At 63.6% G+C, this 21441-nt stretch carries 15 protein-coding genes and 1 pseudogene; 10 read left to right on the forward strand and 6 right to left on the reverse strand.

Going from position 1 to position 21441, the window contains the following annotated elements; all coding sequences use genetic code 11:
* Positions 1–110 precede the first annotated feature (110 nt).
* Complete coding sequence (locus tag ACKFRT_RS07645) at positions 111–455, forward strand: hypothetical protein (protein WP_408924880.1); 345 nt, start codon at positions 111–113, stop codon at positions 453–455.
* A 56-nt stretch (positions 456–511) separates the two neighbouring features.
* Positions 512–832, forward strand: a complete 321-nt coding sequence (locus ACKFRT_RS07650) for a hypothetical protein (protein WP_408924881.1) — start codon at positions 512–514, stop codon at positions 830–832.
* Positions 833–996: 164 nt separating this feature from the next.
* Here ACKFRT_RS07650 and ACKFRT_RS07655 read toward each other — a convergent pair whose 3' ends face one another.
* Positions 997–2757, reverse strand: a complete 1761-nt coding sequence (locus ACKFRT_RS07655; protein WP_408924882.1) for a VanW family protein — start codon at positions 2755–2757, stop codon at positions 997–999.
* Positions 2758–2799: 42 nt separating this feature from the next.
* Positions 2800–3939: a glycoside hydrolase family 3 N-terminal domain-containing protein gene (locus tag ACKFRT_RS07660; RefSeq protein ID WP_408924883.1), complete on the reverse strand. Its 1140-nt coding sequence runs from the start codon at positions 3937–3939 to the stop codon at positions 2800–2802.
* A gap of 140 nt (positions 3940–4079) precedes the next feature.
* On the opposite strand from ACKFRT_RS07660, the gene ACKFRT_RS07665 reads away from it, so the two are divergent.
* The 3 genes from ACKFRT_RS07665 to ACKFRT_RS07675 all read left to right on the forward strand — a co-directional run bounded on the left by ACKFRT_RS07665 (position 4080) and on the right by ACKFRT_RS07675 (position 8634).
* Positions 4080–4628, forward strand: coding sequence for a universal stress protein (locus ACKFRT_RS07665; protein WP_408924884.1), 549 nt, complete (start codon positions 4080–4082; stop codon positions 4626–4628).
* 98 nt (positions 4629–4726) lie between these two features.
* Complete coding sequence (locus ACKFRT_RS07670; protein ID WP_296214822.1) at positions 4727–4933, forward strand: DUF2613 domain-containing protein; 207 nt, start codon at positions 4727–4729, stop codon at positions 4931–4933.
* Between the two features lie 14 nt (positions 4934–4947).
* Positions 4948–8634 (forward strand): alpha-(1->3)-arabinofuranosyltransferase family protein, encoded by a 3687-nt coding sequence (locus ACKFRT_RS07675; protein WP_408924885.1) that lies wholly within the window; start codon positions 4948–4950, stop codon positions 8632–8634.
* 65 nt (positions 8635–8699) lie between these two features.
* On the opposite strand, the pseudogene ACKFRT_RS07680 reads toward ACKFRT_RS07675, so the two are convergent.
* Positions 8700–9770: pseudogene (locus ACKFRT_RS07680) on the reverse strand (acyltransferase family protein); the annotation flags it as partial.
* 154 nt (positions 9771–9924) lie between these two features.
* Between ACKFRT_RS07680 and ACKFRT_RS07685 the strand changes: the two are divergent.
* Both ACKFRT_RS07685 and ACKFRT_RS07690 read left to right on the forward strand, forming a co-directional pair.
* Positions 9925–11196, forward strand: coding sequence for a DUF3068 domain-containing protein (locus ACKFRT_RS07685; RefSeq protein WP_408924886.1), 1272 nt, complete (start codon positions 9925–9927; stop codon positions 11194–11196).
* Between the two features lie 29 nt (positions 11197–11225).
* Positions 11226–13049 carry a hypothetical protein gene (locus ACKFRT_RS07690; protein ID WP_408924887.1) on the forward strand — a complete coding sequence of 608 codons (1824 nt, stop codon included), beginning with the start codon at positions 11226–11228 and terminating at the stop codon, positions 13047–13049.
* Here ACKFRT_RS07690 and ACKFRT_RS07695 read toward each other — a convergent pair whose 3' ends face one another.
* A complete protein-coding gene (locus tag ACKFRT_RS07695; RefSeq protein WP_408924888.1) occupies positions 13050–14210 on the reverse strand; it encodes a glycosyltransferase family 4 protein in 1161 nt (386 codons plus the stop codon).
* A gap of 95 nt (positions 14211–14305) precedes the next feature.
* On the opposite strand from ACKFRT_RS07695, the gene ACKFRT_RS07700 reads away from it, so the two are divergent.
* From ACKFRT_RS07700 to ACKFRT_RS07710, 3 genes are all read left to right on the forward strand, one after another.
* On the forward strand, positions 14306–15127 hold the full coding sequence (locus ACKFRT_RS07700; RefSeq protein WP_408924889.1) for a methyltransferase domain-containing protein: 822 nt from the start codon (positions 14306–14308) through the stop codon (positions 15125–15127).
* A 220-nt stretch (positions 15128–15347) separates the two neighbouring features.
* On the forward strand, positions 15348–16577 hold the full coding sequence (locus ACKFRT_RS07705) for an acetyl-CoA C-acetyltransferase (RefSeq protein ID WP_408924890.1): 1230 nt from the start codon (positions 15348–15350) through the stop codon (positions 16575–16577).
* 110 nt (positions 16578–16687) lie between these two features.
* Positions 16688–19015, forward strand: a complete 2328-nt coding sequence (locus tag ACKFRT_RS07710; RefSeq protein ID WP_408924891.1) for a 3-hydroxyacyl-CoA dehydrogenase NAD-binding domain-containing protein — start codon at positions 16688–16690, stop codon at positions 19013–19015.
* Positions 19016–19075: 60 nt separating this feature from the next.
* Here ACKFRT_RS07710 and budA read toward each other — a convergent pair whose 3' ends face one another.
* Both budA and ACKFRT_RS07720 read right to left on the reverse strand, forming a co-directional pair.
* Positions 19076–19807, reverse strand: coding sequence for an acetolactate decarboxylase (gene budA / locus ACKFRT_RS07715; protein ID WP_408924892.1), 732 nt, complete (start codon positions 19805–19807; stop codon positions 19076–19078).
* Between the two features lie 112 nt (positions 19808–19919).
* The gene (locus tag ACKFRT_RS07720) at positions 19920–21425 is read right to left on the reverse strand and encodes a YeeE/YedE thiosulfate transporter family protein (RefSeq protein WP_408924893.1); all 1506 of its coding nucleotides are present in this window, start codon (positions 21423–21425) and stop codon (positions 19920–19922) included.
* Positions 21426–21441 lie beyond the last annotated feature (16 nt).

Consider the following 21441-nt stretch of genomic DNA (forward strand, 5'->3'; position numbering starts at 1 on the left):
TTCGTTGCCAGATTCTCTTATAAAAGAGCTAATGGCCGCCAAGGAGTTACGGGAAACTTGAGTGAAGTCCTTGACTTCGAACCACTCACATTTTCAGAAAGGCATTTCAGATGCGTAAGTTCCGCAACGCAGCTCTGGCTGTTGCTACCGCTACCACCGTCGCCATCTCTGGCGTTTCCGTTGCTTCCGCTCAGGACACCGGTAACGATACCCCGGCTTCCCCCCTCTCCGGCTCCTCCGAACTGAAGGACAAGCTCGGCTGGGGGCAGGACTTCACCGGTGACCAGGTCGGAAACTGGCTGAACCCGAAGTACGACGGCGAGGACAAGAACGACCTGCCTCTGTGGACCAAGATCTTCGTCGGTGGCGGCATCGCTGCTGCAGCTGCTTCCGTTCTGGGCCTGGTCGTTGCTCCGGCCTACAACTTCCTGAAGTACAACGGCTTCCTGGGCTAATTCCAGAGCTGCAATTTTCTTTCATCACACGATTTCTAAGGAAAAGGATTCCTAACATGAAGAACTTCCGCAAGGCCGCTCTGGCCATCGCCACCGCTTCCTCCGTTGCCCTGGGCAGCACCGCTGTAGCTTCCGCTCACGAGAACCTGTCCCCGATCTACGGCTCCTCCGCTGAGGCTAACGAGAACGTCGGCAAGGCTCTGAACACCGGCGACAAGGTTCACGGCGCTAACCTGTGGGGTAACGAGCAGATCGACAACCAGCCTGGCTGGTGGATCCTGACCAAGACCCTGACCTTCGGTGCTATCGCAACCGCTATCGCTGGTCTGGGCATCGCCATCGGCAACCACCTGAAGAACCAGGGCGTCATCATCTAAGACCCTTTAGAGCTCTAAGCTCTGGGCTTTGATAGCCAAAGGGGCGGGAACGAAAAATCGTTCCTGCCCCTTTTCGCATGCCCACAGTTCTCCGTATGCCTACAGTCGCTGGGCTCGCATTCCTACCGCCCCGCAGCCCCCAGAGCCACCGGAGGCTTAGGCTCCTACTTACAGGTCACGATCGGCTGCGGGTCGTAGACTGTGCGCTGGGTCTCGCGGGACAGCTCCTTGCCCTTCAGGTCCTTCACCACGCGGGTGTCGGTGGTGGTGAAGCCCGGCGCGCCCGAAGACGGCGAGCAGTCGTCACCATCCAGCTCAATCTTCTTCGGCGAGGTCGGGTTCGTCCGCTCGCCGGGGATGGATTCCACATCCACCTGCTTTACACCGTGCAGCTCCACCTTCACCTCGTTGCCGCTCACGTGCGTGGTGATGCGTACCGGGGTATCGAAGGGGTTCTTAAACTTCAGGTCGATCGCGCCCTCGAACACCGTTGCCTCACGGCCAGCCGGGTAGCGAGAAATGTAATAAGAGTGCGGGGTGTGCTCCACGTCTTCCATTCCCGCGAAGTACGAAGCGTTGTACAACGTGGTCGCGAACTGCGAGATACCACCGCCAACCGCCTTACCAGCGTGACCGTCAATAATAATGCCGGATTCCACAAAACCCTGCTCCGTGCCGCGTGGGCCAGTATGGCCGTTCAAAGAGAACGTCTCCCCCGGCAGCACGATCGCGCCATTCACCATCTCCGCCACACGGCGGATGTTGGTGCCCGACGGCCCGCTGAATCCGCTGGTGGTAAACGAACCCACCACGTCGTCGAAATTCGCCTTCCTCGCCTGCTCAGTGGTGTATTCGGCCTTCTTGTCCTCGTACACAACCTTGTGCTCACGCTTCTTCTTATCCAGCGCCTTAGCCTGGAAGTCGCCCAGCGTCTCCTTCCATTTGATGGCCACCCCATCCTTGGATGGCACCACCTTGATGTCGTCACCGCTGAACTCGAAGCTCGCGTCGCGGTACTCCACCTCGGTGCTGGAGAGCTGCTCACCCAGGATCTCCTGCGCCTTCTTCGTGTTCCACTCCGGCATAAACTCGCCGCCGTCCACCTTGAAGGTCAGGATCTCGTGCCAGTTCTGCGGGGTAATCACACCATCGACCTTGTCGCGGCCATGGAACACCAAGTTCTTCGCCGTCGCCGGCTTTACATACTGCTTGGCAGCCCGCTCGGCGGCATCCTTGTCCGCATCCGCCGGAGTGATCGTGGCCTCCACGTTCACGCGCCCGTCGGTGTTCAGCCAGTTTTCCCGCACCTCGGTATCCAGCAGCTCCCGATCCACGGTCTGCCCCGGCTTGTCCTCCTTAATATCCGCCTTGCCGTCCGCACCGACGGACAGCTTGGCGTTTTCCGCGTCGCGGGTAAGCTCCCGCTCCACGCGGTTCAGCGACCTGTTCAGCCCCTCGTCGGTAATCTTCGAGATGATGCCCACCTCGCGAGTCTCGAAGAACGAGCGGATGCGAGTAATCGGGTTCAGCGGCTGCTGTCCCGCCTGATCCACCGTGGCACCCCAGTCCACCTGCATGCCGGACTGGGCGGGCTCGATGGTGGAGCTCATGTCGCCTGCCAAGACCGTCACCGGCTGGCGAGTGCGTTCGCCCAGGTCATTGCGCAGGCGCTGCTCCGCTTGAGACTTATCCACACCGCTGATGTCCACGCCACCGACGGTTACACCCCGGGGAACCTTGCCTTCACTCATGGCCAGATCTACGCCGTAGAGGATGCCCCCCAAACCGATCAAGCCGATAAAGAACCAAGCCCACCACGGAATACCCCGTCGCTTGCGGGGCTTAACGGGACGGTTCCCGTCCCCCACCTGCGCACGGTGCCGGCCGTGTGGGCGACCTTTGCTCGTCTGATCCTGAGAATTCACGCAGGTTAGTGTATCGCGAAACCCCCCGAGCGGGGAATTCTTTTACTCCGGAACACAGGTTCGGTTCACAGAATCCCGGACGCGTTCTTCCGGGATCCGCCCGTCGTCAATCGCCACGCGGATGGCCTCCACCACATCGGGGATCTCCACAGCCCCCGCTGCGGCAAGCGCCACGTCCGCTCCCGCCTCCAGTGCGGCCACGGCTGCCTCCGGGCCGGGGTAACGATCCGTCACGGCCTTCATGCCCGTTAGGTCGTCGGTGTAGATCACGCCGTCGAAACCTGGGGCGTCATGCCTCGGCCCATAACCGCCTTCCCGCAGCAGCTTGTAGGCCGCCGGGTTCACCGAGGACGGCAATGGCTCGCCCAGCCCCGGCACCTCCACGTGGCCAACCATCACGGCCATACCCTCAACATCCACCAGTTCACGGAAAGGCAGCAGGTCGTTGGCCTGCATCTGCTCCAGCGGCGGGGTGGTTACGGCGCCTAGGTGCGAATCCCCTGTCGCGTGGCCGTGGCCCGGAAAGTGCTTCAGTACTGGGGTAACCCCGGCTTGTTGCAACCCTTCCGAGTAAGCGCGCGCGTAGTCCGCCACCACCTGCGGATCAGCGCTAAACGAGCGCGAGCCGATCGCGTTGTCGGAGACATTCTGCCCACCCGCCAGGTCCACCACCGGCGCGAAGTCCACGGTGATGCCCAGGTCGCGGATCTTCCTGCCGTGCTCTGCCATCAGGTCGCGCACCTGCTCGGGGCTCATCGTCTCCGCCATCTCCTTGGCGCTAGGCAGTTCGCCGACGACCTCAGACAGGCGCTGCACCAGCCCGCCTTCCTCATCCACACTCACCGTGAGTGGTTCACCCGCGCGCTTTTCCAGCGCCGCCAGGCTACGCGCGGGATCGCCCTGCCCGTTCAGAATGGATTGATCCGTCTGCGAGCCTATAAAAAGGTGCCGCACACCTTCGTCGACGGCTTGCTCTGCCGATTCATAGGTTGTGACGCCCACAGCAAGCATCCGCCCGGCCATCTCCCTAGGGGCCATACCCTCCACCCGGGCACAAGTCTGCGGCGGCTCCACCGGGGGCGCACTGGATTCGGACGCGCCGAAAATCCCGGAGCTGGGCGCGGCGGACGTGACCGCGGAGGGGGAGGTATCGGCGGGCTGGCCTGTGGGCGTCGATGGCAATAGAGAGCAAGCGCTAGAAGCAACAACAAGAACGAAACCTAAAGCGCCAGCGGCTACGTGTCTACGGGGCATAGTATTAACGTAGTAACAAACGCAACAAGTAACGCACCAATCGAGGGTGCAATCGAGGAGCGATAGATATGACCGAGCCAGCACAGCAGGCACAGCAGGCAGAGCAGGCACAGCAGCAGACCTTCGACGCCAGCGGCGATACCGTGCTGATCGCCTACGACGGCTCCGCTGAGGCTCGTGGCGCCGTGGAGCACTCCGGGCGCTTCCTGTCCGCGAAGAACGCTTACATTCTGACGGTATGGGAGCCGATCCACCGCCAGGCGGCACGTGCAGCGGGCATGAGCGGCATGATGCAGCACGACTGGTCTAACGAGACCGGCGAGCACCCGGAGGACGACGATCCGGCGTACGCAGAGGCAGTGAACATCTGCAACGAGGGCGTGGAGCTGGCCAACTCCCATGGTTTTGTTACCGAACCCTTTCTGGTAGAGTCCGGGACAGCTATTTGGAGCGCCATCGTGGACGCTGCCGACGAGCTGGATGTAGATCTGATCGTCACGGGCACCCGTGCACTGTCTGGCTGGAAGTCCTTTCTACAATCCAGCGTGTCGGATAGCATCATCAAAAACGCTGGTCGCCCGGTACTGATCGTTCCGCCGATTGAGGATGAGGACTAGTTTTCTCAAACGAAGATTTATTGGCGTTTCGTTAGGTACGATCTACAAGAAGCTAGTACGCTAAAACCACTACAGCCCCACTAGGAACAGGAACTAACATGGCTAACGAAACCGCCTCTAATCGCCGCGGCCTGGGCGCCCTGGTCGCCTCCGCAGTCGCAGGCCTGGTCCTGGGCGGCGCCGCAACTTTCGGCGCCGGCGCCATGGCCGACTCCACGGAACTGCCCACCGACGAACAGATCGCCGTCAACCAGGACAACGCATTCCTGGGCGCAGTCCAGTACGGCGGCCGCACCACCGACTAAAAGCGCACCACCACGTGCCAGCCACGGCGCATCGCCCCCTTTCCCGCCGCGCGTGGGTGCTAAGCACCCTCGCGTGGTTTCTTTTCGCGTTCCTCCAGTCCCCCGGGCTGACCTCGGCCGATACAAAGCTGGACCTCACGGCCGACCCGTGGGGTTTCCTCGGCCAAGCACTGTACCCCTGGACGGATACTTTCCCGTTGGGGCAGCTGCAAAACCAGGCCTATGGGTACCTGTTCCCCCACGGCCTGTTCTTCGCGGTGTTCTCCTTCCTGCCCGGGTGGATTACGCAGCGCCTGTGGTGGGGGTTATTGCTGGCACTAGCCTTCTCCGGCACAATTCTGCTGCTGCAGCGGCTGCGGATCGGCAGCCGGAGCTCGCGCGTCATCGCGGGCGTGCTGTTTGCCCTGTCCCCGCGCATTCTGACCACGCTGGGGGCCATTAGCTCCGAAGCGTGGGTGTGCGCGTTGGTGCCGTGGGTGCTGCTACCGGTAGCGAGTGCGGCGATGCTGGCACATGGCACCGACGGGGCGCACAGCAAACGCAGCTGGCCAGATCGGCGCACACGCTCCCACCTGGCGAAATACGCCCTGCTCAGCGCCCTAGCCGTACTGTGCCTGGGTGCGGTAAACGCCGTGGCCACCGCCGTGGCCATCGTGCCCGCCGTGACCTTCTGGCTCGGCATGTGCCTGCGCCGCCCGCGCGTGGGCCTGTACTTCGCGCTGTGGTGGGTGCCGGCCGGCCTGCTGGCCACATTCTGGTGGATCGGCCCGCTCCTGCTGCTGGGCAAGTACTCCCCGCCGTTTACGGACTACATCGAGTCTGCATCGCTGACCACCAACTGGATGAACCTGGCCGAAATCCTCCGCGGCACAACCAGCTGGACCCCCTTCCTCTCCGCTGAACGTCAGGGCGGCTACGCACTGGTTGGCGAACCCGTCTTTGTCGCCGGCACTCTGTTGGTCGCATTCCTGGGCTTGTGGGGGCTTACCCGCCCGCACCTGCCGTTCGCCCGTCGATGGCTGGCGATCCTGTTGATTGGAGTAGGCGCGATGGTCTTCGCCACCGCCCCGATCTCTCCCCTGGCCGACTGGGGCCGGGCCTTTTTAGACGGTGCGGGTGCCCCCTTGCGCAACCTGCACAAATTCGACCCGCTGGTACGACTGGCGCTAATGGTGGGTATCGCCCACGGCCTGGCGCACCTGCCCTGGCCGGGGCTTAGCCGCGAGCGCTGGGCGCGGTGGCTTAGACCCGAGAAGCACCCAGAGGTTCCCCGCGCCATAGCTATCGGTCTGCTGATCGCCGTCGTGACCGCGACAGGCTGGTCCGGGCGCATCGCAGCGGCAGATGCCTACCGAAAAGTCCCCGACTACTGGGTCCAAGCCGCAGAATGGCTGAACTCCGAGGTCGCGAAAGAGGCCGGAGATACCCACGTTCCGGCTCGCACCATGATCCTGCCCAAGGCCCGTTTCGCCCGCCAGACCTGGGGCAACACTCGCGACGAACCCGCCCAGCCCCTGTTGGACGTGCCGTGGGTCGTGCGCGACTCCGTGCCACTTGTGCAGCCTGAGGCCATCCGCGGCCTCGACGGCGTGCAGCGTGAGCTAGAGACTGGCACAGCCATCCCCTCCCTCGCCGCCGCACTATGGCAGCAGGGTGTGGGCTACCTGGCGCTGCGTTATGACCTCACCACTGCCGCCGACACCCCCGGCGCTAAGAAGATCGAGCGGACCCTCCAACGCTCCGGCGGTTTTAGCAAGGCCGCCACCTTCGGCGAGGATAGCCAGGTGCGGATCTACCGGGTCGAACCTGGCACTCAAGGCGTTGCGGGCACTGCCGGCACTTCAGGCACTGCGGGCGCTGCGGACGCTTCAGGCACTGCGGGCGACCTGCGGATTCTAGACGCCGAACGGCTCGACATCACCCATTCCAGCGCCGAAGTTTTCCCCCGCCTGGCTGCAGCAGACGCTGCCCTAGGTAGGCAGGGTGCGGCGCGGGCACGCGTGGGGGCGTCCGAAGGTGAAGAACTAGGCCTAGCAGCACAGACAGTGACGGATACGCCTGCGCTGCGCGACCACAACTACGGCAACGTGATGGGCGCGGACAGCGAGATCCGCAGTACAGACGACCCGGTTCAGGTACTCAACCCGGTGCGCGACTACCCCGTGCGCGGCACAGATGGGCAGGCGCTAGCGCCGGAACAGATGACTCGCGTAAAGGGGCGCGGCGAGGTGCGTGTATCCTCCAGCGCGGCGGATCCGACGAGCTTCGGCGGAGCGGAGACGTACTCCTCAGCAACCTCCGCGGTGGATGGCTCGCGCCGTACCGCATGGCGCCCGACGGTCGGCAACGTGGCCGGACAGTCTATCGAGTTCCGGCTGGACGAAGCACACAACAATCTGAGGTTGCAGCTCGATACCCAGGGGCGCCCCACGCGGGTGCAGGTGACGGCGTACCTGCAGGATCGAGTTGTGGCGGGCACGTCGCAGACCCTTAAGGCCGGTGAGACCAACAAGGTGAAGGTACCCGCAAGCCGAGCAGACGCTATTCGTGTAACGATCGTCGGAGCATTCGGCGACTTCGGCGTAGCCGAGGCACACGTGCTGGCCGACGGAGACCAGGACGTTACGCCACAACGAGTGCCGACGGTGCCTACGCCGTCCTCCCTGCCCGCAATGGATGATGGCCGGCTCCTCAACCGTTGGGTGTTCGGCCAGGAAGTCAGCGAGTCCGTGATGCTGCGTGGCTTCGAGGTGCCCACGAACATCGGCAACGGTGCCGGCGAACTGCCGGTGGTGGTGCACACAGCCGACTGCGCTGGCGGGGCTCCAACACCCGACCAAGACCAAGCCCCGGTGGCCATCGACGGCCGGGACTACTTCTGCGGGGACACGCTAAACCTGACCGCTGGCAAGCATGTTGTGTCCACCACGGCGCGCTGGGTGGCGCTGTCTGTCGCCGAGCCGCTGTTCGGTGCGGCGGTACGGGAGACCCCGGCGGCCCAAGCCGTGGAGCAGGCGACCCCGCGAGAGAAGCTCTCCCCCGGCGAGCAGTCCGCTCGCCTGGAAGTCGCGGACAAAAAGCGCGTGCTGTTTAGCCCCTCACAAGCGAACCCGGGGCGCATCGCTACGCTGGAAAACAACGGCGAGACCATGCAGCTCACGCCCATCACCATTAACGGTTGGCAGCAGGGCTGGATCGTGCCAGAGGGCAAATCCGGGGTGGTGAGGATCCACTTCGAGGGCACACAGCTGTACCGTGCGTGGCTGGCTATCGGGCTAATAGCAGCGCTGGTTCTAGTGGGGCTGTGCATCTTCGTGGCCCGGCGAACCCGCCGGATGCCAGCACTGCCGGAGGTAGCACTGCCGGAGGTAGCGGCGAATAGTGCAGCCACCGCCGAGAGCGACTCCCCGGCCTCCGGCCACGTCTCCCGCATCCGCCGTGCCATCCTCGTCGGCAAGGCCGTCACGGGCGTGGCAGCGCTCCTCGCACTACTGCTGTGCGTCCGGGGCGCTTGGGGCAGCGGCCACTACTACGCGGGTGGGTTCGTGGTCAACGGTGCGCTGGCCGTCGTACTGCTGGCCGTGGTGGTCTCTGCCTGGGCATCTGCAGCCTCTGCAGCGCGAGCCTCGCGCTTGGCATCCCGCACTGAACGCCACCAAGAGTTAATGGCCCGCCGCGCGGACTCCTCCACCAGCGCGTAACTCAGTGCGGCCACAGGCACGCTCAGCACGAACGTTACCACCAACACCAGCGCCGTATGCCCGCTGAAAAGGGGAACTCCCAGCAGCGGAAACACCAGCGACAGCAGCGACATGTGCCACAAAAAGATCGCATATGACCACCGTCCCAGCGCCTGCATCGGCGCCGACTCCAGGAACTTCGACCGCGGCGCAAGCGTGTAGGGCACGATCAACGCGGCGGCGAACACCAGCCCATACAGCGTCCGGCGGGCAAATTCCGCCGGCGCGGCGTGTGTCAGGCCTTCCGGCCCGTCCGAGGCCGCGACCGCCAGCGCGCCGATGGCCAGTAGCCAGAACACCCAGCGAAACCGTGCGATGGCTCGCACCTCGGGCAGCTGATAGCGGGCGTCGATCCCCTCGGCTGCATCCTTACCAGTGCGCGCGTAGGCACGGTCCTGCACGATGGACTCCAGCTCCGCGCCGAGCAACCCTACGCCGAACCATGCGATAAACGCAGGTGGCATGATGTGCGGGTTCACGCCACCGGGGGCCGGTGGCTCGGCGAACGCAGGGATAAAGGCCCAGCCGAAGCTGGCCGCCGCTACTACAACGATCCACACGATGCGCCATTTTCTTTCGCGGCGCCCCCACGCCACCGCAATCACGGGCAGCACCAGGTAGAAAGCCATCTCTACGCACAAGCTCCACAGGTGGGTCAGGCCGCCAATCAGACCGCCGTCGACGTAGATCTGTGCCATGATGACGTTCGATAGCATCTGCCATACCGTTGGCGCGCCCGCGACCGGGAAAAACAGCAACACGACAGCGACGGTGACCAGATAAGCGGGGAAGATGCGCCCCAGGCGCTTCACATAATAGCCAGCCAGGGCCAAGAGGTTGTCCTGCGAGGTGGATACGGCGAAATCCGCCCGGTGGCGGCGCCACAGCAAGAACCCAGAGAGGGCGAAGAACACGGGAACGAAGAAATCCGTGCGTGCCATCATGCGGTTCAGCAGGTTGCCGGTATCCGCGCCGGTTTGGAAGGCGACGTGGGTGATGATAATGCCGGAGCAGGCAATCGCACGCAGACCTTCCAGCGCGGGAAGAAAAGGTGCGGGGCGGGCAGAGGATATCGTCGTGCTCATCGGCAACAGCATAACCGCAGGCACCGGGGCTATCACCACCTTTTCTAGAAAAATATTTTGAAACCGCGAAGTATCTAGTTTTGATTGGCTAAAGTATTGGAAGCTTTACAGGCTAACTACAGTCACCGGATAGATATAGACAGATAGAATCAGGAAACCCCCTCCTATGAAGAGAATCCTCTCCTCCGTAGCGATCGTGCTCGGCGTAGCCTTGCTGGTCTTTGCCATCGCGCTGCCCACCTATGTCGTGCCGAAGGGCAAGGTGCTGCCGCTGGACCTCGTATCCACCACCGGCACCGCGAAGATCCCTGGTAACCTGCTGGATTCCGGCGCGCTGGCAGCCGGCAAACCGGTGGGCGATAACAAGGACAAGCCCGAATGCAAGGGCGACAACCCGCAGGTGAAGTGCTTCATCAACAAGGGCCTGGAGCTGCAGTCCCAGCGTTTCACCACCGCCCAGGAGCCCTCGAACGACGATGTCGTGACCCTGGAGGCCGGCCAGACCCTGTACCGCACGGACCGGGAAGAGCCGAAGAACCTAATCAGCGCTTCCATCGACCATGTCACGTTGGATCGTAAGACCCAGATGCCGGTGCCGGACCCGACCTCCTCGATCGAGTTGAACGCACCGGCACTGGATGCGGCAGCCAACGAGGGCAAGGACGAAGAGGTCGAGGCATCCGTGGCTCCGTTCACCCGCCCCGGCATCACCTACCAGTTCCCGATGGGCACGGATCGCAAGTCCTATGATTACTTCGACATGCAGATCCTGAAGACCCAGCCGATCGACTACGTCGGTGAGGAAGAGCAGGATGGCGAGAAGGTCTACCGCTTCGAGCAGACCGTTCCCCCAACTGAGCTGTACCCGGCACTGCGTGAGCGCCTGGAGGCCGACGGTGAGCTGTCCAAGGGCGACAAAGGCACCCTGGCCGCGCTGCGCCTGAAGTTCCCGGCGAAGGTCTGGGGTATCGACCCGGCCGATGTTAAGAACGAGGCCGAGGACAAGAACGAGGACAAGGCTGACGAGAAGAAGGAAGGCGAGGACGGCGAGAAGTCCGAGGAGGAAGACCTCGGCCCCGAGGTAGAGCTGTCCCGCTACTACACCGTCCACCGCGTGCTGCGCGTACAGCCGGATACCGGCGTGATCGTCAACGGTTCCGAGGAGGTCTTCCAGTACTACGCACAGGACGACGAAGAGGCGCAGGAGATCTTCGATAACAAGGAAGAGGAGATCAACAACCCGACCCGCACTGCCGTGTACTTCCCGGGCGCATGGGATGACGATTCCCGTGCAGCACAGATGGAAAAGGCCAACGAGGGCAGCAAGAAGCTGAAGATGCTGGGCACCATCCTGCCGTGGATCCTGGGCGCAGTTGGCTTGATCCTGCTGGTAATCGGCTGGATTGCTCACCGCTCCGCACGCCTTGCGTCCAAATAATTCCCCCCTGACGCATTAAACTATTGGCTGTGAACTCGCAGCCTCCCAAGACCACCGCCACGCGCGATCGCCGGATCGTGCTGGGGTGGTCTTTCTTCGTATCCCTGGTGACGTTGTGGCCGTTTTGGCTGGGCTTGCGCCCGGATGCCTCGAAGGCTTTCATGCTGCGGGATATGTTCGTGCCGAACTCCCTGCCGGAAAACTCGAACAACCTGGGCATCAACGAAGGCGCCCCACGCGCCTTGCCACAGGATGCGATCCTTACCCTGTTCTCCCCCGCGATCCCCGCATCGTTCCTGGCCAGCGCCCTCGTGATCGGATCCTGCCTGATGGGCTGCTACTTCGCCGCGGCAATGGTGCGTGACATGGCGGGCGGGCGGCTATCCGCACAGCTGGTCGCCGCTTTATTTGTGGTGTGGAACCCCTTTGTGATCGAGCGTTTTCTGCAGGGGCAGTGGACTGTCGCTACTGCGGCCATGCTGTTGCCCGCGATCGCGTTTCTGGCCGCCGCGCGCTATCACGGCCTGCTGTACGTGGCGATCTGCCTCAGCGGGTTCGTCCCCACCGGCCTGATCCTGGCGCTCATCACAGCACTGGTCTTCGCCCCGTCGCACGGAGAACGGCTGCGCAACCTCGCTGCCAGTGCCGTCGCCGCTCTGCCCTGGCTGCTGCCGGCTCTGTGGGTCTCTACCCCTGCGCAGACCCGCTCTGATGCCCTGTCTGCATCCCTATTCTCTGCCCGTGGCGAGACTTTCTTGGGACCCCTCGCCTCCACAATGGGTCTTTCGGGAGTGTGGAATGCGGAGGCCAGCCCGCCGTCCCGCACCCTGTTCTCGGTGATCGTCGGCGTGCTGCTGTGTGTGGTTCTTTTGCTCGGCTTTAAGGAACTATGGCGCGTGTATCGCGCCGTTGCAATACTGACGGTTCTTGCCTTAGTAACGCCCCCTCTGCTAGCCACCCCCTGGGGCGTTGATTTGATGGGCTTTGCTATTAGCCATGTGCCCGGCGCGGGCATATTCCGCGATACCTCGAAGTTCGTCTGCCTAGCAATCCCGGGATTAGTGCTGCTGATCGCTGTGGCCGTGGAGCGGCTGGATCCGCGCCGCAGCATCGGGGTGAACCACAGGGAAGCCCGGTCTGAAACTGGGCCGGCGAACTCCGGCCGGGCTCACTGGGCGCCGCGCGCCGCGGCGGTGGGTCTGGCTGCCGCATGCGTGCTCACCGTCCCGGCATATCCCGCGGACATGGCACCGCTGAAGCGGGTGGAGCTGTCGAACACGTGGGGTCAGATGTTCAACATCGTCTCCGGGGCACCGAACGGCAAAATCGTGTTACTGCCGCCGGGCAACTATCGCACCCGTGACGGCCGTCCGCACGTGGATCCGGGGCTGAAGCTCCTGCCGGGTTCGCCGATGGACCCGGGATTCCTCATCGTCGACGGCCAGGTGGTGGATGGCAACCCCGCCAGCATGGCGATCCTCTCGGATCTGATGAAAGGTAAGAACTCCCTGAAGCGCAATGGCGTGAGCTGGGTGCTCGTGGACTGGTACTCCATCACCGACGGCGCCGCGATGGCCAAGGCGCTACAGGTGTTGAACTCCACGGGCATCCGTCGGGTTATCAGCGCTGATAACTACGACCTCTACAGAGTGCAGAGCCCCACCGTGCCACGTTCGCCAGTGCAAGACCGCGCCCCGCTGTTCGTGGGCATGACGTTTTACTGGACGCTGATGATGTGGGGCATGTGCGTCTGGCTATGGCGCATCGCCCGCCAAGTCCAACTGACCGGTCGCGGCCGCCTCCTGTCTGCCGCAACGGCTCTGGCCAAGGCAACTGACGCCGAGGACGACTAACTACCGGTTCCGCGCAACCTCTTGGCGCAGCAGCCTTTCCCAGGCCGCACCGGTGGCTTCCCAGGAAAACTCCTCCGCCCGGCACTTCGCAGCCCGGCCCATCTCCCGGCGCTTCTCCGGGTTATCCAGCAGGTACTCGACTGCATTCATGAGGCCGCCAGGGGAATCACACAGCAGGCCAGTCACCCCGTCGATAATGGAATCGCGCAGCCCAGCGGAGGATTCGTAGCCCACCGTCGGCACCCCGTGCTGCCCAGCTTCGATCACGGCCAGGCCCCAGCCCTCCTTGCGGGAAGGCATCACGTGAACCGATGCGCGGTTGAGTATCCGGTGTTTCAGCTCTTCGGACACGTAGCCGTGGAAGACCACTAGTGGCTCGATACCCAACTCCCGGGCATAATCCCGCAGTCGATCCGCCCACCAGCCGTCGCCGATGATGTCCAGGCGCACGTTCGGATGGGTGCGCGCGACGGCGGCCACCGCGTCCATGGCGTGCTCGATCTGCTTGTGGGGCACCAGTCGGGATAACGCCACCAGGTGAATCGTCTGCTCCTGGCTGGCATGGTCGGAGTTGGGGCTGGGGGCGTCCGGAATCAACGAAGGGGCGACCGGGTCGATGCCGTTACGAATGATCTCGATGTTGCCGCGCGGAACGCCGAGCTCCACCAGCTCGTCAGCGGAGGGTGCAGAGACGGTGACCCAGCGACGGCGACGGTGGCACCACGGAGAGAGCGTCGATTCGATGAACCAGCCGATGCGCGACAGCACTGGCCCGGCCACGGACCACTGCTCGCGATGGCAGTGGTGGGTTAGCAGGACGGTGGGGGCACCACTAACGAGAGAGGCAAAGAAGGGCACACCGTTTTGCGTGTCCACCACGACGTCCGGGCGGCCGATGTCCGCCAGGGAACCCCGCCCCCGGCGGGCGGCCACAATCGCCGCGAGGGCGCGCGGGTACACCGACAAGTTGCCACCGCCGCGAGAAAAGCGGAAGTTGGCTTCGACCTGCTGCGAGCGCGCGGAACCGGGATAGTGGGCAGTACGGAACACCACCTGGTGGCCCTGGTCTGCCAGGTACTGCCCCACTCGCTCCAAGTAACGCTCGCTGCCGCCACCTTCGGGGTGGTTTGTGTCGCGCCAACAGAGAAGCAGTACTTTCATGATGAACACTATTCTAGTCTTCGGCGCCTGCGCCTTTGCGGGCTTTGCCGAATCCAGCGCGCTCAGCCCGCGCAACCTGACAAGATGGACACTCGATGAGCCCGAAAAATCACCCCTCCCGCCAGCGCCAGGCACTGCGTTTCTTCCGCCACCACGCCACCCTGGGGCGCTCCTTCGGCCTGCTTAGCGACTTTAAGTACGAGCAGACCCGCCCCGACATCTTCTACGGCCGTCTGGCCGAAGACACGGTCGGCCTGATCCGCGACATCTATGCAGGGGTGCGCGAGGCAGGCAGGGGCGAGCCTCTGCGGGGCGCGAAGATCCTGGACGTCGGCGGTGGCCCGGGCTATTTCGGCGTGGCCTTTGATAAGGCTGGTGCGGACTATTACACCTGCGAACCCGATGTGGGCGAGATGGCCGCCGCGGGCATCAAGCTGCAGACCTCGGTGCGGGGGTCGGGGCTGGATCTGCCTTTTCTTAGCGACGCCTTCGACATCACCTATTCCTCCAATGTCGCCGAACACGTACCGGATCCATGGCGGATGGCGGACGAGATGCTGCGGGTGACAAAGCCAGGCGGAGTGATGATTTACAGCTACACGGTGTGGCTGGGCCCATTCGGTGGGCACGAAACGGGCCTATGGCAGCACTACGTGGGGGGTGAATTTGCTGCCCGGCGCTACGAGAAAAAGATGGGCAAGCCGCCGAAGAACCGGTGGGGAGCAAGCCTGTTTAACGTGTCTGCCGCCGACGGGTTGGACTACGCGCGCGGGGTGCATGGCGATGGCCAGCAGGATGTCGAGCTAGTGGCCGCCTTCCCGCGCTATCACCCGTGGTGGGCGTGGTGGATGGTGCGGGTGCCAGTGCTGCGAGAGTTTGCAGTTTCCAACCTGGTGCTGGTGTTCCAGAAGCGCTAGTGAAGCCCCACCAGCAGGGCGCCGCGGGCGTTCGGTTCTAGCGGGGGCAACGTGCAGGGGCAGAAAAACACATAAGACTACAACTATTTCCCCAAAGAACGGGTAATGTGGCGTGAGACACAAGGTTAGTGTTTTGTGAGCACACATCACTAACGGATCACTGTACTAACGGATCACTGTCGAGAACGAACTGTCGAGAACGATAGGAAATAGGACTGACATGACCAGTAACACTGGCGCCCCCGAGGCATTCATTTACGACGCCGTCCGCACCCCGCGTGGCAAGGGCAAGCCGGGCGGTTCCCTGCACACCGCCAAGCCCGTCGACCTGCTCTCCGGCCTGATCGAGGCGATCATCGAGCGTAACCCGGGCATCGACCCCAACCGCATCAGCGACGTCATCGCTGGCTGTGTCACCCCCGTCGGCGACCAGGGCATGGATATCGCCCGCACCGCCGCTCTGAACGCCGGCCTGCCGTACACCGCCACTGGCCTGCAGGTGAACCGCTACTGTGCCTCCGGCCTGACCGCCGTGAACCTGGGCGCGCAGAAGATTCGCTCCGGCTGGGACGACCTGGTCTTCGTCGGTGGTGTGGAGTCCATGTCCCGCGTTCCGATGGGCTCCGACGGCGGCGCCCTGGCCATGGATCCGGCCTCCAACTTCTACAACGACTTCATCCCGCAGGGCATCTCCGCTGACATCATCGCCAGCCTGGACGGCCTGACCCGCGAGGATCTGGATACCTTTGCAGCCCGCTCCCACGAGCGCGCTTCCACCGCCTGGGAAGAGGGCCGCTTCGACCGCACCGTCGTGCCGGTCAAGGACCAGAACGGCGTGAACCTGCTGGACCGCGACGAGACCATCCGCCCCGGCACCACCGTCGAGGGCCTGTCCAGCCTGAAGCCTGCCTTCGCCATGATCGGCGACCAGGGTGGCTTCGACGCTGTCGCGCAGACCAAGTACCCGCAGCTGGAGCGCATCAACCACCTGCACCACGCTGGTAACTCCTCCGGCATTGTCGACGGCGCAGCCCTGCTGGCCATCGGTTCCGAGCAGGCCGGTAAGGACTTCGACCTGACCCCGCGCGCCCGCGTTGTCTCCGTCGCTACCTCCGGTGTGGAGCCGACCATCATGCTGACCGCCCCGGCACCGGCCTCCCGCGCCGCACTGGCCAAGGCAGGCCTGAAGCCCGAGGACATCGACATCTGGGAGATCAACGAGGCATTCTCCTCCGTCGTCCTGCGTGCACAGCGCGAGCTGAACATCCCGGACGAGAAGTTGAACGTCTCCGGCGGCGCCATCGCCATGGGCCACCCGCTGGGTGCAACCGGCGCGATCATCACCGGTACCGCCGTCGACGAGCTGCACCGCACCGGCGGCCGCTACGCCCTGATCACCCTCTGTGTCGCAGCCGGCATGGGTGTGGCCACGATCATCGAGCGCGTCTAACTGACCTTTCCCGCACACCAAAAGCACAAGAAACACTCAAAATTTCCTCTGACCTCCTCCCGCGAACGCAAGCGTGAGGGCGTCGATAAATAAAACAAGGAGCATCACACATGAGCATGTTCAAGTGGGACCAGGATGGCGACGGCATCGTAACCATCACCATGGACGACCCGAACCAGCCGGTCAACACCATGAACGACACCTTCCAGGGCGAGCTGCCCGACCTGGTGGAGAAGCTGCAGGGCGCAGTGGAATCCGGCGAGGCCAAGGGTGTAGTCATCACCTCCGCGAAGAAGACCTTCTTCGCGGGCGGCGACATCAAGTCGATGATCAAGTCCACCCCGGAAGACGCGGAAGCAATCACCAAGCAGATCAACGGCATGAAGGCCGGCCTGCGCGCCATCGAGACCCTCGGTGTGCCGGTTGTCGCCGCCATCAACGGTGCGGCGCTCGGCGGTGGCCTGGAGATCGCTCTGGCTACGCACCACCGCATTGCTTCGGACGCCAAGGGCCTGAAGGTCGGCCTGCCAGAGGTCACCCTGGGCCTGCTGCCGGGTGGCGGCGGTGTGACCCGCGTGGTCCGCATGCTGGGCATCCAGGACGCACTGATGAAGGTCCTGACCACCGGCAAGCAGTTCCGTGCGGAGGACGCACAGAAGACGGGCCTGATCGACGAGATCGTCCCGGCCGACAAGCTGATCGAGACCGCTAAGCAGTGGATCAAGGACAACCCGGAAGCCACCCAGCCGTGGGACCAGAAGGGCTTCAAGATCCCGGGCGGCACCCCGACGAACCCGAAGCTGGCGCAGTTCCTGCCCTCCTTCCCGGCTAACGTGACCAAGCAGATCAAGGGCGCGCCGATGCCGGCCCCGAAGGCCATCCTGAAGGCCGCTGTTGAGGGCGCACAGCTGAAGAACATCGAAGAGGCTCTGGCTGTAGAGACCCGCTACTTCGTTGAGCTGGTCACCGGCACGACCTCCAAGAACATGATGCAGGCATTCTTCTTCGACCTGCAGTACTGCAACGGTGGCGGCCAGCGCCCGAAGGACGTCGAGAAGAAGCAGTTCAAGAAGCTGGGCATGGTCGGTGCCGGCATGATGGGTGCAGCAATCGCCTACGTGGCAGCGAAGGCTGGCATGGAGGTTGTGCTGAAGGACATCAAGATGGAGGCCGCCGAGAAGGGCAAGGCTTACTCCGAGGGCCTGGAGGCCAAGGCGCTGAAGCGCGGCAAGACCACCGAGGAGAAGTCCAAGGCTCTGCTGGACCGCATCACCCCGTCCGTGGACTACTCCGACCTGTCCGACTGTGACATCGTGATCGAGGCCGTGTTCGAGAACACCGAGCTGAAGCACAAGGTCTGGGCAGAGATCGAGGCAGCCGTGCCGGAGGACTGCGTGCTGGGCTCCAACACCTCCACCCTGCCGATCACCGAGCTGGCTACGGGCGTGAAGCGCCCGAAGGACTTCATCGGTATCCACTTCTTCTCCCCGGTAGACAAGATGCCGCTGGTGGAGATCATCAAGGGCGAGGAGACCTCCGACGAGACCCTGGCTGCGGCCCTGGACTTCACCGGCCAGATCCGCAAGACCCCGATCGTGGTCAACGACTCCCGCGGCTTCTACACCTCCCGCGTTATCGGCTTCTTCCTGAACGAGGCTATGCGCATGCTGGCTGAGGGCATCGACCCGGCCGTCATCGAGGCCGCTGGCCGCCAGGCTGGCTACCCGGCACCGCCGCTGCAGCTGCAGGACGAGCTGAACCTGAAGCTGGCCCGCAAGATCGGCGCCGAGACCAAGGCTGCACAGGAGGCCGCTGGCCTGTCCACCGACGACGGTGGCGTGACCGAGATCGTAGACAAGATGCTGGACGTCTACGACCGCCCGGGCAAGCTGGAGGGCAAGGGCTTCTACGAGTACAACGAGGAAGGCCGCCGCGCCGGCTTGTGGCGCGGCCTGTGGGACGAGCTGGGCGCTGGCAAGGTGAAGGTCGCCGACGGCGAGTCCACCGTTGCGGGCCACGGCCTGGAGACCGCCGCTACCGGCGCAGCCCAGAAGGCTGCCGCCGACTCCACCGGCGTATCCGCTGGCTCCAACGTTCCGGCTGACGCACCGGCCTTCATTGACCTGGTGGAGCGCCCGCTGTTCGCCGAGGCTCTGGAGACCCAGAAGTGCATCGACGAGGGCGTGCTGACCTCTGATGCGGATGCCAACATCGGCTCCATCATGGGCATCGGCTTCCCGGCATGGACCGGTGGTACCCGCCAGTACATCAAGAACTACGACCGCCCGGCTGCCGCTGCCCTGCCCGAGGGCAAGGTTGCGGACCGCGACGGTGGCGACTACCCGACCCGCGGCGTTGCAGGCTTCGTTGCCCGCGCTGAGGAGCTGGCCGCTAAGTACGGCGAGCGCTTCACCCCGCTGGAGTCCCTGAAGAAGTAGTTCTTCCTCCCCTTTAGGCAATAGCCCCGGTTAATGGTTCTGCGGAGCCGCTAATCGGGGCTAGTCTTTTACCTCCGTCTTGTGCAGCTGCGCGTCCAGGTCCTCCGGGTCCAGGTTCGCCTCGGAGAATGCACTGGTCAGCGGCAGGCGTAGCTCCAGGTCGGTGCCCGGGCAGAGCTCGATCTTGCCTTCTTCCAGGGTGAAGTCCAGCACGTGCCCGCCGACGGTGCGCGAATCATCGATGAAGTGCACGTGGCAGCCGGGTACGGAAATCCCCTTCTCGTAAATCGGCGTGCGGAAGCCCGCGATAATTCCCGTGACGTCGGTGAAGTGCTGCTCGGCGTCATCGTCCGTCGCCTCCACCATCGGCCGATACGGCGGCTTCTGCTTCACAACTGTGCGGGTCACCACGCTGCTGAAGTGCCCGGTAATGCGGACGGCGTACATGTAGTTCGAGGAGGGCGTCATGCCGTCGATGAACTTCGACAGATCCGCACGGCGAATGTTTTCTGGTGCGCGACGGCGGATGCGTGGCACGAAGTTGGTGGCCACGGCGTAGGGGCTGCGGGTTTCCAGATCGGCGCGGGTGGCGCTGCCGTCGTGGCGCAGCTGGTAGCAAACGCCGTCGATGATGACCATCTCGCCATCCAGCGCGTCGAATGTCCCCAGCCCGAAGTTGCCCTTGCCCAGCAGCTCGCCGACGGTCATCTCGCCGTCGTAGATGCCGTCCAGCAGGGCGGTCATCAGGGAGTTCTGGAAGATTGTGTGCCTAGTTACCGGTGAGTCGCTCATGTGCCCCATTGTTGCCGTGACCGCCGGTCGTTCGCTTTTTTGGTGACGCCCCTTACGCCCCAGCCACCCCCAAAGTGGGGACAGTATAGGCTAGTTCCCCCCGACTGGCAGCCTAGCTGCCCTTCTTCACAGTGATGGTCCAACCAGCGTCGGCGGTCTGCTCGAAGTTCGTGACTTCGTGGCCATCGGTGGCAGCCCACCGAGGGATGGCATCCGTAGCCTGGGTGCAGTCAAAGTCAATCTGCAGCGAATCTCCGACGGAGAGGTCGGCCATCGCCGCCTTGGCGTCGATCAGAGGGAACGGGCATACCGCACCGAGGGTGTCGAGCTTGTACGTCCGATCGCCGACCAGCTCGAGGTCACTGTCCCTGCCGATGTCACTCGATTCGGCACTTTCCGCAGCCGTGGCCTTGCGATCCAGCAGCAGGGTGCCCGTGGTTTGAAAGCCCAGCTGCGCCGCCATGGCCTTCTGCTCTGCAGCGGACTGTACGGACTGTGCAGGCTGTGCGGACTGTGCAGTGCGCGGGGAGGCCTGCGTCTGGCTTGGCTGGTTGGCCGTCGGGTTGGATGCCTGGGGGTTGGATGCCTGGCCCGGCACCGCATCGGTGGGCTTGAGCCACAACTTGGCGGCAACGCCAATTCCGATGGCGATGAACAGCAGCGCCACCCAGCCCTGGTAGCTGAACAGGGAGGTCTGCACCATACCGTTGCCCACGGTGCAGCCGCCGGCAGCGGAGGCGCCCACGCCCATCAGAACGCCGCCGATGACGGAGCGAACAGCCTGCTCAGCGGAGGGAACGCGCAAACGGAATTCGCCGGACGCCTTGGCAGCGAAGAATGCACCCACCAGCAGGCCGAGCACCAACATGACTCCCCAATCAATGCTGTCTTCACCACTGATGAGGAACTTAGAGAGGTTGGACGATGGGCTGGTGATACCTAGTCCGTCGTTGCGACCTGTCGCTGCCGACAGTGGCCATGCGAGCACACCTAGCGCACCGATGATGGCTGCGGTGGGATAGAAGTGCCAGGGCTTTTCCGCCAGCAGGTGCGCGAGGCCTGTCTTCTTCGGCTTCAGGGTCGCCATCTTCGGCGCCTTAGCTTCCTGAGCGAGGAAGTGGCGGGTCAGGAAGGTAACCCCTAGCGCAAATGGAATAACGAGCCACCAGACGGAGATCCCCAGAGACCCGTGGATGGTGGTGATGGGTAGCGTCCAGCTGCGCATCCCCTCGTTGAGAGCGTTAAGCGAGCCGCCCTTCATAGCTGCAGCACTGCCGGCATAAAAGATCAGCGCCAGCCACGAGCCGATAAGGCCTTCGGCGGAGCGGTACCAGGTGCCGGATGCGCAGCCGCCCGCCAGCACGATGCCCATGCCGAAAAGCAGACCACCCAGCACGACGGCGAGCGGTGCGAACTGCTTGTACTCGGGCGTAATCACCCCCGCAGTTGTAAGGGCGGCAAGGCCGACCGCGTGTACTGCGATGACGATGAGCAGGGCGGTGAAGCCTCGCCAACTTTTGTTCAAGAAAATGTCGCGGATCATGCCGGTGACGCAGAACCTGCCGCGTTGCATGACCCAGCCAAGGACAGCACCTAATGCCAATCCGGTGACAATCATGGGTTCCCCAACTCCA

Source organism: Corynebacterium jamesii, from assembly GCF_046097395.1.
Taxonomy (GTDB): Bacteria; Actinomycetota; Actinomycetes; order Mycobacteriales; family Mycobacteriaceae; genus Corynebacterium.

Bases quoted from the DNA above. Each gene is read 5' to 3' on its own strand.
- ACKFRT_RS07650 (WP_408924881.1), top strand. From the start codon at position 512: ATGAAGAACTTCCGCAAGGCCGCTCTGGCCATCGCCACCGCTTCCTCC.
- ACKFRT_RS07670 (WP_296214822.1), top strand. From the start codon at position 4,727: ATGGCTAACGAAACCGCCTCTAATCGCCGCGGCCTGGGCGCCCTGGTC.
- ACKFRT_RS07720 (WP_408924893.1), bottom strand. From the start codon at position 21,425: ATGATTGTCACCGGATTGGCATTAGGTGCTGTCCTTGGCTGGGTCATG.
- ACKFRT_RS07710 (WP_408924891.1), top strand. From the start codon at position 16,688: ATGAGCATGTTCAAGTGGGACCAGGATGGCGACGGCATCGTAACCATC.
- ACKFRT_RS07665 (WP_408924884.1), top strand. From the start codon at position 4,080: ATGACCGAGCCAGCACAGCAGGCACAGCAGGCAGAGCAGGCACAGCAG.
- ACKFRT_RS07645 (WP_408924880.1), top strand. From the start codon at position 111: ATGCGTAAGTTCCGCAACGCAGCTCTGGCTGTTGCTACCGCTACCACC.
- budA (WP_408924892.1), bottom strand. From the start codon at position 19,807: ATGAGCGACTCACCGGTAACTAGGCACACAATCTTCCAGAACTCCCTG.
- ACKFRT_RS07700 (WP_408924889.1), top strand. From the start codon at position 14,306: ATGAGCCCGAAAAATCACCCCTCCCGCCAGCGCCAGGCACTGCGTTTC.
- ACKFRT_RS07705 (WP_408924890.1), top strand. From the start codon at position 15,348: ATGACCAGTAACACTGGCGCCCCCGAGGCATTCATTTACGACGCCGTC.
- ACKFRT_RS07685 (WP_408924886.1), top strand. From the start codon at position 9,925: ATGAAGAGAATCCTCTCCTCCGTAGCGATCGTGCTCGGCGTAGCCTTG.
- ACKFRT_RS07695 (WP_408924888.1), bottom strand. From the start codon at position 14,210: ATGAAAGTACTGCTTCTCTGTTGGCGCGACACAAACCACCCCGAAGGT.